The sequence below is a fragment of the uncultured Actinobacillus sp. genome (genome assembly GCF_945915845.1).
Classification (GTDB): domain Bacteria; phylum Pseudomonadota; class Gammaproteobacteria; order Enterobacterales; family Pasteurellaceae; genus Exercitatus.
In genome coordinates, this window is sequence record NZ_CAMEFX010000001.1 from 187,887 (window position 1) to 204,034 (window position 16,148).

Consider the following 16,148-nt stretch of genomic DNA (forward strand, 5'->3'; position numbering starts at 1 on the left):
TCTTCAAGAAAAAAAGTGCTTTTTTATGGTTTTGCGATCTAGATCATATTTTTACAAATTAATCTTTTTTCGCGAAATAAAGTACTTGCAAAGCAAATTGAATAGGCATATTTTGTTATCAAAGGAAGTAAACAGCGTGGCGACACGCAACAACAGCAAAAGAGGTAACTGCTATGACACTTAATATCGCAAGCAAACAAATGGATATCACTCCTGCAATTCGTTCTCATATCGAAGACAGACTCGCAAAATTGGAGAAATGGCAAACGCAGTTAATTAACCCACATTTCGTATTAAGCAAACTCCCACAAGGCTTTGGCGTAGAAGCAACGATCAGCACGCCAAATGGCAATTTGTTCGCCAGTGCTGAAGCGGATGATATGTATCATGCCATCAATCTTGTCGAAGAAAAATTAGAAAAACAACTCAATAAATTACAACATAAAGGTGAAGCGCGTAGAGCGGATGAACGCTTGAAAGACTCTTTCTAATGGATTAATCATGAAAATTAAAGACCGCACTTTTGTTGAAGTGCGGTCTTTTTATTAAGGGTTTTGATTAGTGTGTGCTGGTACTGGTTGTAGTACGGTTCGCACGTTTACGATCATTTTCAGTCAGTAATTTTTTACGCACGCGAATTGACACCGGCGTTACTTCCACTAACTCATCATCATCAATAAACTCAATAGCTTGCTCTAAAGTGAATTTCACAGGGGTTGTTAATACAATAGCATCATCTTTACCTGACGCGCGCATATTGGTTAATTTTTTACCTTGTAAACAGTTCACCGTTAAGTCATTTGAACGACTATGAATACCAATGATTTGACCTTCATATACATCAACACCGTGGTCAATCATTAATTTACCACGCTCTTGTAAGCCCCATAAGGCATAAGCTAAGGCTTTACCTGTTGCGTTTGAAATTAATACACCGTTCTTACGTTGACCAATTTCACCTGGTTTTACGTCATCATAATGGCTGAATGTCGAATAAAGTAACCCTGTCCCTGATGTCATCGTCATAAATTCGTTACGGAAACCAATTAAACCACGGCTAGGAATCACATATTCCAAACGGGTACGACCTTTGCCGTCCGGAATCATATCTTTCACTTCGCCTTTACGAATACCTAAAGCCTCCATTACCGAACCTTGATGTTGCTCTTCGATATCGATAGTTACTTGCTCAAACGGCTCTTGTTTTTTGCCGTTAACTTCGCGATAAATAACGCGTGGACGTGATACCGCTAATTCATAACCTTCACGGCGCATATTCTCGATTAACACAGACAAATGCAACTCACCACGACCTGAAACACGGAACTCATCCGGGTTTGGTGTTTCTTCAACACGTAATGCCACATTATGTACTAGCTCTTTGTTCAAGCGTTCTAAGATTTGGCGCGAAGTCACATATTTCCCTTCTTTACCACAGAACGGCGAGGTATTTACACAGAAGAACATGGTTACCGTTGGCTCGTCTACGCTTAATGCAGGTAAGGCTTCTACATTGTTAATATCGCAAATAGTATCTGAAATATTCAATTCACCCATACCTGTAATCGCCACGATATCGCCAGCGAAAGCTTCATCTGTTTCGTAACGCTGTAAACCTAAATGTCCCAATACTTGACCAATACGACCTTGACGCGTTTTACCTTCGCTATCAATTAAGGTTACCGCTTGGTTTGGTTTCACTGAGCCGCGTTTAATGCGACCAATACCAATAACACCCACGTAGTTATTATAGTCTAACTGCGAAATTTGCATTTGGAACGGAGCATCCAATTCCACCGCAGGCGGTGCAACATGTTCTACAATTGCTTCAAATAATGGCGTCATATCTTCCGCGAGTTCTTCATGTTCTAAACCCGCTACCCCATTTAATGCAGAAGCATAAACAATCGGGAAGTCTAATTGTTCGTCTGTTGCGCCTAAGTTAACGAATAAATCGAACACTTGATCCACCACCCAATCAGGGCGCGCGCCCGGGCGGTCAACTTTGTTGATCACAACGATGGGCTTTAAGCCGTGGGCAAAGGCTTTTTGGGTCACGAAACGTGTTTGTGGCATTGGACCATCAAAAGCATCCACCACCAATAACACCGAATCCACCATAGAAAGAACTCGCTCTACTTCACCACCGAAGTCCGCGTGCCCTGGGGTGTCTACGATATTAATACGGTAGTCATTCCAGTTAATCGCCGTATTTTTTGCCAAAATAGTAATACCGCGTTCTTTTTCAAGATCGTTACTGTCCATCACACGCTCATCATTATCACCGTTACGAGCGGCTTCAAGTGTGCCTGATTGTTGTAAAAGTTTGTCCACTAAGGTTGTTTTACCGTGGTCAACGTGCGCAATAATTGCAATATTACGCAATTTATTAATGTCTAAATCTGCCATTGAAATATTCTTTTATTTTGTTAGGAAAGTTTTTAAAATTTCACCGCACTTTTGCGATATTATGTAGCGCTTGCACAAGACGGTCGTTGAGCTTGTCGAAACGTAAGTCTTGTGCAAAGAACGCTGAAATGCCTTATGGTTCGACAAGCTCACCAACCGCCATTTCAGCTTCGTGCAAGTGATGCATCATACCGCACTTTTGTGACTACTGGCGAAAGGTCGCAAATTATACAACTTTTTGCTTTCCTTGTCTTGAATATTCACAAAATAGATAAAATCACGATTCATTATCTGTTTATTATGTAATTAATAATAAAAATGCCAATTAGTTAGATAAATTTCACTCTTACAAATATTTTTTTAGATTTTCTCTTATTGCTATTTGCTAAATTCTAATTCTGTGGTATTTTGACGCCGACAAAGTAAATGACTTTGGATTTCCTTTTTACTTGCACAACAAATTTATTAACAGGAGAGCTTTTTTATGGCTAACGCAGCAGCTATTGAACGTGTGTTCAAACTTATTGAAGAAAATGACATTAAATTCGTTCTTCTTCGCTTCACCAACCTCCGTGGTAAAGAACACGGTGTATCGTTACCCGCCAGCGCAATTGACGAAGACTTCTTTGAAGACGGCAAAATGTTTGATGGTTCATCAGTAGAAGGCTGGAAAGCCATTAACAAAGCCGATATGCTTCTCATGCCAATCGCCGAAACTGCCGTTGTTGACCCATTCGCTCAAATCCCTACCCTTTCAATCCGCTGTAGCATCTACGACCCAAATACTATGCAATCTTACGACCGCGACCCACGCTCAATTGCGATTCGCGCAGAAGACTATATGCGTTCAACAGGTATTGCAGATGATGTATTCTTTGGACCGGAACCGGAATTCTTCTTATTTGATGATGTTCGTTTCAGCACAGAAATGAACAATGTGTCATTCAAAATTGACGACATCGAAGCTACTTGGAATACCAACCGCAAATATGAAGATGGCAACAACGCTTACCGTCCATTGAAAAAAGGCGGTTACTGCGCCGTCGCACCAAACGATACGGCACATGATATTCGTTCGGAAATGTGCTTACTCATGGAAGAAATGGGCTTAGTTATCGAAGCGCATCACCATGAAGTTGCTACAGCCGGTCAAAACGAAATTGCGACAAAATTCAACAGCTTAACTTTAAAAGCAGACGAAACCCAAATCTATAAATATATCGTTCAAAATGTTGCAGCAGAACATGGTAAATCAGCTTGCTTTATGCCAAAACCATTTGCCGGCGACAACGGTTCCGGTATGCACTGTAACATGTCATTAAGCAAAGACGGCAAAAACGTATTCCAAGGTGACAAATACGCCGGTTTATCTGAAACTGCGCTTTACTACATTGGCGGTATCATTAAACACGCTAAAGCATTAAATGCTTTCACAAACCCGGCGACTAACTCATACAAACGTTTAGTACCTGGATTTGAAGCACCAGTATTATTAGCCTACTCAGCAAGCAACCGCTCAGCATCTATCCGTATTCCTGCGGTCACTAGCCCGAAAGCTATTCGTGTTGAAGCGCGTTTCCCTGACCCATCAGCAAACCCATACTTATGTTTTGCGGCATTGTTAATGGCGGGTCTTGACGGTGTAATCAACAAAATCCACCCGGGCGATGCGATGGATAAAAACCTTTATGATTTACCACCTGAAGAATTAAAAGAAATCCCGGCGGTATGTTCATCATTAGAACAAGCCTTGGATTCTTTAGAAGCCGATCATGAATTCTTAACCAAAGGTGGTGTGTTCACTAAGGACTTTATCGATGCATTCATCACAATGAAACGCAAAGATGTTGAACGCGTAAATATGACACCACACCCGGTAGAATACGAATTATATTACGCTTAATTACTCACAAAAACAAAGTGCGGTCAGATCTGACCGCACTTTTCTTTTCATTTCTTTTAACATGTTCTGTATTTTTTCCACAACCTCTCTGTCGCTATAGCGGTTCCCATCGCCAAAGTCAACGGCATTAATGTCTCGGCATTACTGCGTGTCAGCTCAAGCAAAAATACGATAGATGTCATTGGCATTTTCTGCATAATACCTAAAAACACACAAGCCCCCACAATCGCTGCCCCTTCCAAAGATAAATGGGGAAATAATGTATTCCAACCTATGGCTAACGCGTAAGCAAAGGTACTTCCCAACATCATTGACGGCGTAATCAAACCACCGTAAGCACCGGCTGCCAACGCCAAGATTACCACTAACCATTTTAGCCCTAACAACTGTACGCTTTCTTGCCAAGTAAGCATCTCACCAAAGGTAAGCTGATTACCGGCTTTTCCGTTGCCTAAAATTTCAGGCTGAAGCATGGAAATCATGCCAATTAGGCTAAATAGCCCCACCGCCAATATGATTATGCGTTTATCCGTTCGCTTCCAGAAAGGAACTTGTTCACCGGAAAAACGGAATACTTGCACCAAAAGCGCGGTCAAAATTCCGATAATTCCTGCGAATACCAATAAGCTGGGATTAATCTCAAAAGACACAACTTGATGATATTGCACCAAATCCCCCAAAAAGAAACGCGATACACAAGTGGCGATGACCACGGTGACCAATGCTGCACCTAAAGCACGCGTATTAATGCTCATCACCATGGTTTCTAAAATAAAAATGGTTGCCGCCAAAGGGACGTTATACACCGCTGTTAACCCCGCCCCCGAAGCACAGGCTAGAACTAATTTAGCATCAATATCCGACAATCCCATACGACGTACCCATGCACTACCGAAAGCAACAGAGATTTCCCGTGGTGCCACTTCTCGTCCCAAAGGCGAACCCAGCCCTACAGTAATAATTTGCAATAACGCATGGCTAATTGTTTTGAAAAAAGGTAAACCTTGTTGGGGATCATCAAGCCCTTGCTTTATAGAACGCAATGGCTTGCCATAACGATGTATGGCAAACCATCCTAATCCTGCGACTAATCCACAAAGGGTTAACACTATCCAACGGCGCGTAGGAGAACTTTGTAATACCCCCTCTCGAAAAGATATTTCTTCTCCATTAAATCCATATCCAAAGGCAAAATGTTGAATATAATGAAGAAGATAGGTTAAACAGGTACCAACAAGCCCGGCGACAATCCCAATATAAATAAGTGAAAGGTAAAAACGAGTATTTAATTTCATAGACAATCAATAAGTATAAAATGAGAGCAAATTCTACCGCACTTTATGTCTAAAACGAATGTGAAAAATTAAACCGCTAAATACGCCAGAATACTTTGTGCTGCCTCTCGCCCTTCAGCAATGGCCGTCACCACTAAATCTGAGCCACGCGTAATATCACCACCGGCAAAGATTTTCGGGTTAGTCGTTTGTTGTTTGAGTTCGCCTACTGCCTGAATACGTCCACGACTATCCACACTGACGCCCACTGATTGCAACCACGGCATTGCGTGTGGGGCAAAGCCGAATGCCACAATAATGGCATCGCAGGCTATAGTTTCTTCGCTGCCTTCAATGATTTCCGCTTGACGGCGTCCTTGACTATCCGCATCACCCAAGCGCGTTTTCACTATTTTTAAGCCAATCACATTGCCTTTACCGTCTTTTTCCACCGCCACCGGTTGCGCGTTAAATTGGAATAACACCCCTTCTTCTTTGGCGTTGGTATATTCTTTTTTCGAACCGGGCATATTGGCGGCATCGCGGCGGTAAACGCAAGTCACTTCCGCCGCACCTTGGCGAATAGAGGTGCGCACGCAGTCCATGGCGGTATCGCCACCGCCCAACACCACCACTTTTTTGCCTTCCATTGACACAAAATCAGGGGCGTTAAGTCCTAATAAATGCTGTGTGTTGCCAATTAAGAAAGGCAAGGCGGAATAGACGCCCTGCGCGTCTTCATTTGGAATATGGGCTTTCATCCCTTGATATGTACCTACTGCTAAAAATACCGCATCATATTGTGACACCAATCCATCAAGGGTGAGATCTTTGCCGATTTCCACGCCTAATTTGAACTCTACCCCCATTTCCGCAAAGATTTCACGGCGGCGGCTCATGACGGATTTTTCTAATTTGAACGCGGGAATACCGAAAGTGAGCAAACCACCAATTTCTTGCTGGCGTTCATAAACGGTGACTTCCACGCCGTTGCGGATTAACACATCCGCACAGCCTAAGCCTGCTGGTCCTGCGCCCACAATCGCCACTTTTTTGCCGGTTTTTAGCCCTTTGACTTGTGGTCGCCAGCCTAATTCAAAGGCTTTTTCCGTAATATATTTTTCTACGTTACCAATGGTGACTGCACCAAATTCCGCATTCAGCGTACAAGATCCTTCGCATAAGCGATCCTGTGGGCAAACGCGTCCGCACACTTCCGGCAAGCTGTTTGTGGTGTGTGCCAGTTCGGCGGCTTCCACAATGCGTCCTTCATTGGCTAAACGCAACCAGTTTGGAATATTGTTGTGCAACGGACAACGGTTTTGGCAATAAGGGTTACCACATTCTAAACAACGGTCTGCTTGCGCTTTGGCTTGTTCATCAGTAAACAGGTTATAAATTTCAACAAATTCGGTTTTACGAATATTTAACGGGATTTTTGGCGGATCTACTCGCTGTAAATCGATAAATTGATAGACGTTTCCACGACCCATTTTGTATTCCTTCAATAATAACGTTTAAAATCACTCAATTTTCACCGCGCTTTATAACGCTAGCGTGATAAAGTGCGGTGCGTTTTTCTTTATTTTCAATATGATGACCGGGGCAAATGTGATTTGCCCCTACGCATTTTTTCCAAATGCATCACACCTTTCTGTTATTGAATTACTTCGCGCAATTCTGTCACGGTGCGGCGTTTATGCCCCAATAAGGCATCCACATCATTGGCTTTCGGTTTCACCAACACAAAGCGCGGTGCGTATTCTTCCCAGTGAGCAAGAATTCGTTCGCCGATTGCGCTGTGGGTCAATTCCACATGACGTGCGATCAGTCCGCGTAAATGCTCTTGATGAGTCGGTAAATCCGCCACATTCAAGGCTTCCACTAATTCAGGGTTAATGCGCCCGCGGAAACCGCCGTCTACATCTAACACATAGGCAAAGCCACCGGTCATCCCTGCACCGAAGTTAATCCCTGTTTTGCCTAACACGGTAACAACACCGCCTGTCATATATTCACAACCGTTGTCGCCGATCCCTTCCACAATCGCCAATGCGCCGGAGTTACGCACCGCAAAACGTTCGCCCGCTCGACCCGAAGCAAATAATTCGCCCCCTGTGGCGCCGTATAAACAGGTATTCCCTGCAATAGTGGCCTCTTCCGCTTTGAATGCCACGCCGGTATGTGGTTTGATCACAATACGACCGCCCGCCATACCTTTCCCCACATAGTCGTTGGCATCGCCGGTTAAATTCAAGTTCACGCCACCTGCTAACCACACGCCAAAACTTTGACCTGCCGTTCCGGTTAAGTTGATATTGAATTCTTGCAACGGCGCGCCACGGTTACCAAAGCGTTTTGCGATCACGCCCGATAAGGTTGCCCCCACAGAACGATCAAGATTGCTAATATCCAATTCCATTTCTGTGCTTAAACCGCTTTCTAACGCGTCTTCCGCTTGCGCCATAATGGCTTTATTTAATAAGCCTTTGTCAAAAGGTGGGTTGGTTTGGGTGCAATAGCGCGCAGAACCTTCAGGCACCACAGGGGAATAAAGCAATTTGCTTAAATCCAAGCCCCGTTGTTTGCCGGTTTGCCCTTCGATAATTTCCAATAAATCCGTGCGCCCGATAATGTCCGTTAATTTTTCTACGCCCAATTGCGCCAAAATTTCACGTACATCTTGCGCAATGAATTTGAAATAATTCATGGCTTTTTCAACGTTGCCGTGGAAATGATCTTTACGCAAGGTCTCATCTTGGGTTGCCACGCCGGTTGCGCAGTTATTTAAGTGACAAATACGTAAATAACGACAACCTAACGCCACCATTGGGCCTGTCCCGAAACCAAAACTTTCCGCGCCTAAAATCGCGGCTTTTACAATGTCTAAGCCGGTTTTTAAACCGCCGTCTACTTGTAGGCGCACTTTATGACGAAGATTATTTTCCACTAAGGCTTGTTGCGCTTCCGCAAGCCCTAATTCCCAAGGCGAACCGGCATATTTCACGCTGGTTAATGGGCTTGCGCCTGTGCCGCCGTCATAGCCGGCAATGGTAATTAAATCCGCATAGGCTTTTGCCACGCCTGTTGCAATGGTTCCCACACCGGGTAAAGACACCAATTTCACCGAAATCAACGCTTTCGGGTTAATTTGTTTTAAGTCGAAAATCAACTGCGCCAAGTCTTCGATAGAATAAATATCGTGGTGCGGTGGTGGCGAAATTAAGGTTGAACCCGGTACGGCATAACGCAATTGTGCAATATAAGGGGTCACTTTATCCCCCGGTAATTGACCGCCTTCCCCCGGTTTTGCCCCTTGCGCCACTTTGATTTGGATCACTTCGGCACTCATTAAATAAGCCGGTGTCACACCAAAACGCCCCGATGCCACTTGTTTGATTTTAGAGACTTTTTCGGTGCCATAACGTGCGGGATCTTCGCCGCCTTCGCCCGAGTTAGAATAGCCGCCCAAGCGGTTCATCGCTGCTGCTAAGGATTCATGGGCTTCCGGACTTAAAGCACCAATGGACATTGCCGCGCCGTCAAAACGTTTATAGAGATTTTCCGCGGGCTCCACTTGGTCAATATCAATGGCTTGTGCCTTTTCCGTATTCACTTTGAGCAAGTCGCGAATGGTGGTCACAGGGCGGTTATTCACCGTATCACGATACACTTTATATTTTTCGTAATCCCCTGAGTTTACTGCCGCTTGTAAGCTATTCACCACTTCAGGATTGTACGCGTGATATTCGCCTTGTGGTTTAAATTTCAAGAAACCGCCCATTTCCAATTCTTGGCTTCTGCGCCATGCACGTTGGCGCGTTGCGGTGAGTTGCGCTTGTAAATCATCAAAGGATGCCCCTTCTATGCGGCTGGTAATTCCCGGGAAGCAAAGTGCGGTCACTTCGCTGTTCATTCCCACTAACTCAAACAAACGCGCGCAACGGTAAGATGAAATGCAAGAAATCCCCATTTTGGACATAATTTTGTATAAGCCTTTGTTAATGCCATAACGGAAATTCGCCATTACATCACGTAAGGATTTTTTAATGGCACCGCTGTTCACCATATGCGCCAAGGTTTCGTAGGCAAGATAAGGATAAATCGCCGTTGCCCCTAAGCCTAATAAGACCGCGAAATGGTGCGGATTGCGCGCTTCGGCGGTTTCCACCAAAATATTGGTATCACAACGTAAATTGGCACTGACCAATTGATTTTGCAATGCGCCCACTGCCAATGCAGTCGGAATCGGTTGACGATCTTGAGTAATTTTACGGTCGGAAATAATCAATAAAACAGAGCCATTTCTCACCGCACTTTTCGCTTGTTCACAGAGTTGCTCAATGGCTTGTTTCAGATTACATTCTGCCGGATTGTAGGTGGCGTCTAACACTTGATGCTGATAATGTTCGCTTGGCAACGCCAAAATCTGTTGCATATCGGAATACACTAAAATCGGCGATTTGAAATTCACACGATTTGACATCCCTTCCGCTTCAAAGAATACGCTCATTTCGCGCCCAATGCTGGTAGCTAAAGACATCACATGGGCTTCACGCAATGGATCGATCGGCGGATTGGTGACTTGGGCAAAATATTGGCGGAAATAATCAAATAACACACGTGGACGCTGGCTCAACACCGCAAACGGCGTGTCGTCACCCATGGATCCCACCGGTTCTTGACCGTTTTCCCCTAATACACGCAACACATTTTCCAATTCTTCACGGTCATACAAAAATTGTTTTTGATAAACCTGAAGGGTTTCTTCATCCATAGTTGCCGCGCCAATCTCCGTATCAGGAATGGCTTCAAAAGGCGTTAAACGTTTTACGTTTTTATCCAACCAGCTGCGGTAAGGATGACGGGCTTGCACTTCTGCATCAATTTCATCGGAATGAACCAAACGACCGTGTTTGGTATCAATGACTAATAATTGCCCCGGTCCGACACGTCCTTTTTCCACCACTTCATCGGGCGCATAATCCCAAATGCCCACTTCGGACGCAATGGTAATTAAACGATCTTGAGTAATCACATAACGCGCCGGGCGCAAGCCATTACGGTCAAGGTTACAAGCAGCATAACGACCGTCTGATAACACGATACCGGCAGGGCCGTCCCAAGGTTCCATATGCATCGAGTTAAAATCATAGAAAGCGCGTAAATCATCGCTCATATCAGGGTTATGTTGCCATGCCGGTGGAACAAGCAAACGCATAGCGCGAAATAAGTCCATCCCACCGCACACAAATAATTCCAGCATATTATCAAGTGAGCTGGAATCCGAACCTGTTTCATTCACAAAAGGCGCGGCAGTTTGTAAATCCGGGATTAACGGGGTGCGATATTTATACGCACGCGCACGCGCCCAAGCGCGGTTACCTGAAATGGTGTTGATTTCACCGTTGTGCGCCAAATAACGGAAAGGTTGCGCTAATTTCCAGCGGGGTTGAGTGTTGGTAGAAAAACGTTGGTGGAACAAACAAATGGCTGATTGCATACGCAAATCCGCTAAATCCAAATAGAATTTAGGCAAATCTTTTGGCATACATAAGCCTTTGTAAATAATGGTTTGATTAGAGAAGCTACAAATGTAGAAGTCGGGATGTTCGATACGTTTTTCGATACGGCGGCGCGCCACAAATAAACGGCGTTGTAAATCTTGCACTCGCCAGCCACTTGGCGCATTAATAAAAATTTGTTTAATGGTCGGCATATCCGCCAGCGCGATAGCACCTAAGACATTCGGATTAATCGGTACATCACGCCATGCGGCAATTCCTAAGGTTTCGTTGGTAATTTCTTCGTTGATAATGGCGATATATTCTTGAGCTAATTTTTCATCACGCGGCAAGAAAATTTGCCCTACCCCAAAATTCTTCGCCAAAGAAAACCGGTTTTCTGCCGCAATGGCGCGGAAAAAACTTTCCGGCATTTGCAACGACAAACCACAGCCATCCCCTGTTTTGCCATCCGCCAGAATCGCACCGCGATGCTGCATGCGTGATAAACCTAAAATCGCGTTACGCACCACTTTATGGCTCTGCACGCCGTCAATATTGGCAATCAAGCCAAACCCACAGTTTTCTCGCTCAAGTGAACGATCATAAAGCATTGTCATATTTGTTTCCTGTAAAAAATAAAAATGATTGTTATCCGAAAGTGAAGTGCGGTTAAAAACCATTGCATTTTAATAATGCCCACAATGACAATATTAGTTTTTCTTCAGAAAAAAGTAAATAAATAAGAGATAAAAACAGATAAATATAGAAACAGATAGATAAAATTTAATTAATAATGGATTTTATTGAGATATATTTAATACCGATCAGATTACTGACAAAGCTTATCTTTGATGACATAACCTAGCAGGATCCATGCCAGGTTCATTAAGCCCAACCCCACCGGGCTGAAAGAAAGAGCCGCAGAGCGGCTCAGATTAAGCGACCCTATACGGCTCGTATAAGGTCTGAAGGACATATTCCATACCCCTGTTAACCGGTATTATGTAGCACTTGCACAAAGCTGAAATGGCGGTTGGTGAGCTTGTCGAACCATAAGACATTTCAGCGGTTACTGCACAAGACTTACGTTTCGACAGGCTCAACGACCGTCTTGTGCAACTGCTACATAATATCGCTGTTAACCCCTTTACAACATGAATTTAAGCTTGCCCTTCGATAACACGCTTCAATTCTTTTTCGTACAAATAGATATTGATCGGGTTTGTTGGGTATAAGGTTTCTAAGTATTCATTTGCACGTTTTACATAAGCGTCATGTTCCTTATCGTGATTATCAATCACACGTAATAACACATCCGCCCCTTCAAAAGCGTCAAATTGATCGTAATAATACCCGACACCTTTTGGTAAAAGTTTTGAGTTATGAATCAATGGATAACCGCCATAAAGCGCATCATTGTAGGCATAATTTAAACCATTTTCCCATTGATGACTGACCACAATATCCACATAACGCGTTAAGAAATCAGGCATTTGATAACGTCCTTCTACCGTCATAATGCCATCTTTAACGATTTCCGTATAACCGATAAAGTTAAAAAATGTTGGATTTTTTCTTTTCTCATAGGTATTGCAAGCATAAAAATGCTTAATTTTTTCCGGCGCTTTACGATAGGCTTGCTCACAAATCAGAATCGGCGTAAAACTGGTTTTAACAATATTTAAATTCGTTTCAAAAGAAGCAATGCGCTTAGCACTTTGGTCATTCGTTGGTTTATAACCAAATTCAAGCTGATTATTCTCTTTAAGCCGTTTAATCACTTTATCACAGAAAGTCGGTGCCCAAATCGCAGGAACAACATACGCATTACAGTTATAAATCGTAGAAAAATAAGCACGGCATGTATTTTCATGTTGTGGGATCATCCATGCAGCATCAAATCTCACCCCATTCGGAACACGTCCTGCAGGGCGATCAAACACAAAATACTCCATATCCATCACATAATCATTACCCATTTTATAACAGATAATTTTGCCATTATGATCGCGCATTCTATTCGCTTTGTCGTGATCGATCGTCAATGTCCCCTCAATTAGCACATCAAGATCATCGATCACATCATCCACATAGGCAAATTTAAGATCAAGATCATCTAACATAAAGCCTGATGGTGCAGTAGAACGTTTTTCCGGCCCCCAAGAAACCAACACCACATCCTCAACTATTGATGACGCTTTAAACAATTGATATAGGAAAACCACATTTTGATTTGCCCCATTTGCCCAAATATCCGTAATTTGAGCTTCTAAATTAAAGGTAATACCTACCTTATATTTTCGTGACATATTTTCACCAATTTTCAATAAAAGTCCCACCGACTCGGTGGGACCTATTTTATACGAATTTCAGATTATTACCACTGATAACCGATACCGGCACCAACACCATAATCACCTTGGGACGTTGCGCCCGTACTGAATTTAATGGTGACTTTACCGCTATCTGACATACCGGAGTAACCAACTGCAACCGCACTTTGACCGCCGAAGCTACCCATACCTAAGCCGACAGATTGTTTACCCGGCATTGTGGTAGTTGGGATGTTCGCCATCGCCATTGAGGAAGCAATACCTGAACGTAATTCTTTCTTCGTCTTACGTAGATCATTCGCAACTTGGTTAACTCTTTCTTCGTTATCTTGAATACGGTTTTCAACGGCTCTTAATTGAGACACATTCACCGCATCGGTTGGATTCACACCGGCTGCAACGTTAGTAATACGACGTTCTTTACCTGAAGAGCCCACAGAAACAGTGTTTTCTTCATTTGCAATAGAACCCGCACCTAACGCTACTGAGTTCTTAGCCGTTGCTTGCGCACCTTGACCCAGAGCGGTTGCACTTTCTGCCGTCGCTTTAGAGCCTTGACCCACAGCTGTTGCATTTTCTGCTGTTGCTACAGAACCTTGACCCAGTGCTGTCGCTTGATTTGCTGTCGCTTTAGAGCCTTCACCCACTGCTAATGCATTCTCACCACTTGCTTCTGCATCAGAGCCTGCACGTAATGAACCCGTACCTGTTGCAGGCTGACGGTTATCACGTCCATCTGTTTCTTCGTTACCGATAAGTTTTCTAATATCGCGTGCTGAAGATTCTGCAGAACTTGCTGAAGAAGCTGCTGAACTTGCAGAACTATCTGCAGAAACTGCTGAGCTTGCCGCCGCACTTGCAGAACTATCTGCAGAAACTGCTGAGCTTGCCGCTGAACTTGCAGAGGTTGAAGCACTTGATGCTGAGCTATCTGCTGAGCTTGCTGCTGTGCTTGCTCTTGTTGCAGAGCTGTCTGCCGCACTTGCTGCTGTGCTTGCTCTTGTTGCAGAGCTGTCCGCCGCGCTTGCTGCTGTGCTTGCTCTTGTTGCAGAGCTGTCTGCCGCACTTGCTGAGCTTGCTGCTGAGCTTGCTGAGCTATTTGCGCTTGAAGCTGAAGATGCTGCTGAAGACGCTGAGCTGTTCGCGCTTGAAGCTGAAGACGCCGCTGAGCTTGCTGAGCTGTTTGCACTTGAAGCAGAAGACGCCGCTGAGCTTGCTGAGCTATTTGCGCTTGAAGCTGATGAAGCCGCTGAGCTTGCTGAGCTGTTCGCACTTGAAGCTGAAGATGCTGCAGAGCTTGCAGAGCTATTTGCGCTTGAAGCAGAAGATGCCGCTGAGCTTGCAGAGCTGTTCGCGCTTGAAGCAGATGACGCTGCTGAAGACGCTGAGCTATTCGCGCTTGAAGCAGAAGATGCTGCTGAAGACGCTGAGCTGTTTGCGCTTGAAGCAGATGATGCTGCTGAGCTTGCTGAGCTGTTCGCGCTTGACGCTGAAGATGCCGCTGAGCTTGCTGAGCTGTTTGCGCTTGAAGCAGAAGATGCTGCTGAAGACGCTGAGCTGTTTGCGCTTGAAGCAGATGACGCTGCTGAAGACGCTGAGCTATTCGCGCTTGAAGCAGATGACGCCGCTGAAGACGCTGAGCTGTTCGCGCTTGAAGCTGAAGACGCCGCTGAGCTTGCAGAGCTGTTCGCGCTTGAAGCTGATGACGCTGCTGAGCTTGCTGAGCTGTTCGCGCTTGAAGCAGAAGATGCTGCTGAAGACGCTGAGCTATTTGCGCTTGAAGCTGATGAAGCCGCAGAGCTTGCTGAGCTGTTCGCGCTTGAAGCAGATGACGCTGCTGAAGACGCTGAGCTATTCGCGCTTGAAGCAGATGACGCTGCTGAGCTTGCTGAGCTGTTCGCGCTTGAAGCAGATGATGCCGCTGAGCTTGCTGAGCTGTTCGCGCTTGAAGCAGAAGACGCCGCTGAAGACGCTGAGCTATTTGCGCTTGACGCAGATGATGCTGCTGAGCTTGCTGAGCTGTTCGCGCTTGAAGCAGATGACGCTGCTGAGCTTGCTGAACTGTTTGCACTTGAAGCAGAAGACGCCGCAGAGCTTGCTGAGCTATTTGCGCTTGACGCTGAAGATGCTGCACTTGAAGCTGAGCTATTCGCGCTTGACGCTGAAGAAGCTGCACTTGAAGCCGAGCTGTTCGCGCTTGACGCTGAAGACGCTGCTGAAGACGCTGAGCTGTTTGCGCTTGAAGCAGATGATGCTGCTGAGCTTGCTGAGCTGTTCGCGCTTGACGCTGAAGACGCCGCTGAAGACGCTGAGCTGTTTGCACTTGAAGCTGAAGACGCTGCACTTGAAGCAGAGCTATTCGCGCTTGAAGCAGATGATGCCGCTGAGCTTGCAGAACTGTTCGCGCTTGACGCTGAAGATGCTGCTGAGCTTGCTGCGCTGTTTGCGCTTGACGCTGAAGACGCTGCTGAAGACGCTGAGCTATTTGCGCTTGAAGCAGAAGATGCCGCTGAGCTTGCTGAGCTATTCGCGCTTGAAGCTGAAGACGCTGCTGAGCTTGCTGAGCTATCTGCTGATGAAGCAGAAGACGCCGCTGAGCTTGCAGAGCTGTTCGCACTTGAAGCAGATGAAGCTGCTGAGCTTGCTGAGCTATCTGCTGATGAAGCAGAAGACGCCGCTGAGCTTGCTGAGCTATCTGCGCTTGAAGCTGAAGAAGCCGCTG

The 16,148-nt window shown here is 45.1% G+C and carries 7 protein-coding genes and 1 pseudogene; 2 read left to right on the plus strand and 6 right to left on the minus strand.

Annotation, left to right across the window (positions count from 1 at the left end):
• Positions 1 to 173 precede the first annotated feature (173 nt).
• Complete coding sequence (gene raiA / locus Q0O89_RS00940; RefSeq protein WP_273317665.1) at positions 174 to 491, plus strand: ribosome-associated translation inhibitor RaiA; 318 nt, start codon at positions 174 to 176, stop codon at positions 489 to 491.
• 67 nt (positions 492 to 558) lie between these two features.
• On the opposite strand, the gene typA is transcribed toward raiA, so the two are convergent.
• On the minus strand, positions 559 to 2,409 hold the full coding sequence (gene typA, locus Q0O89_RS00945) for a translational GTPase TypA (protein ID WP_293729935.1): 1,851 nt from the start codon (positions 2,407 to 2,409) through the stop codon (positions 559 to 561).
• Positions 2,410 to 2,893: 484 nt separating this feature from the next.
• Here typA and glnA point away from each other — a divergent pair, with 484 nt between their 5' ends.
• Positions 2,894 to 4,312, plus strand: a complete 1,419-nt coding sequence (gene glnA / locus Q0O89_RS00950; RefSeq protein WP_293729936.1) for a glutamate--ammonia ligase — start codon at positions 2,894 to 2,896, stop codon at positions 4,310 to 4,312.
• 56 nt (positions 4,313 to 4,368) lie between these two features.
• Here the strand turns inward: glnA and Q0O89_RS00955 are convergent, their stop codons facing one another.
• The 5 genes and pseudogenes from Q0O89_RS00955 to Q0O89_RS00975 form a co-directional block, all read right to left on the minus strand.
• Positions 4,369 to 5,607 carry a chloride channel protein gene (locus Q0O89_RS00955; RefSeq protein WP_293729937.1) on the minus strand — a complete coding sequence of 413 codons (1,239 nt, stop codon included), beginning with the start codon at positions 5,605 to 5,607 and terminating at the stop codon, positions 4,369 to 4,371.
• 68 nt (positions 5,608 to 5,675) lie between these two features.
• Positions 5,676 to 7,079, minus strand: a complete 1,404-nt coding sequence (locus tag Q0O89_RS00960) for an FAD-dependent oxidoreductase (RefSeq protein ID WP_293729938.1) — start codon at positions 7,077 to 7,079, stop codon at positions 5,676 to 5,678.
• A gap of 164 nt (positions 7,080 to 7,243) precedes the next feature.
• Positions 7,244 to 11,710 (minus strand): glutamate synthase large subunit, encoded by a 4,467-nt coding sequence (gltB, locus tag Q0O89_RS00965; RefSeq protein ID WP_293729939.1) that lies wholly within the window; start codon positions 11,708 to 11,710, stop codon positions 7,244 to 7,246.
• Positions 11,711 to 12,253: 543 nt separating this feature from the next.
• Positions 12,254 to 13,402, minus strand: coding sequence for a DUF2827 family protein (locus Q0O89_RS00970; RefSeq protein WP_293729940.1), 1,149 nt, complete (start codon positions 13,400 to 13,402; stop codon positions 12,254 to 12,256).
• 68 nt (positions 13,403 to 13,470) lie between these two features.
• A pseudogene (locus Q0O89_RS00975) lies at positions 13,471 to 16,148 on the minus strand (adhesin); the annotation flags it as partial.

Bases quoted from the DNA above. Each gene is read 5' to 3' on its own strand.
- raiA (WP_273317665.1), top strand. From the start codon at position 174: ATGACACTTAATATCGCAAGCAAACAAATGGATATCACTCCTGCAATT.
- typA (WP_293729935.1), bottom strand. From the start codon at position 2,409: ATGGCAGATTTAGACATTAATAAATTGCGTAATATTGCAATTATTGCG.
- glnA (WP_293729936.1), top strand. From the start codon at position 2,894: ATGGCTAACGCAGCAGCTATTGAACGTGTGTTCAAACTTATTGAAGAA.
- Q0O89_RS00955 (WP_293729937.1), bottom strand. From the start codon at position 5,607: ATGAAATTAAATACTCGTTTTTACCTTTCACTTATTTATATTGGGATT.
- Q0O89_RS00960 (WP_293729938.1), bottom strand. From the start codon at position 7,079: ATGGGTCGTGGAAACGTCTATCAATTTATCGATTTACAGCGAGTAGAT.
- gltB (WP_293729939.1), bottom strand. From the start codon at position 11,710: ATGACAATGCTTTATGATCGTTCACTTGAGCGAGAAAACTGTGGGTTT.
- Q0O89_RS00970 (WP_293729940.1), bottom strand. From the start codon at position 13,402: ATGTCACGAAAATATAAGGTAGGTATTACCTTTAATTTAGAAGCTCAA.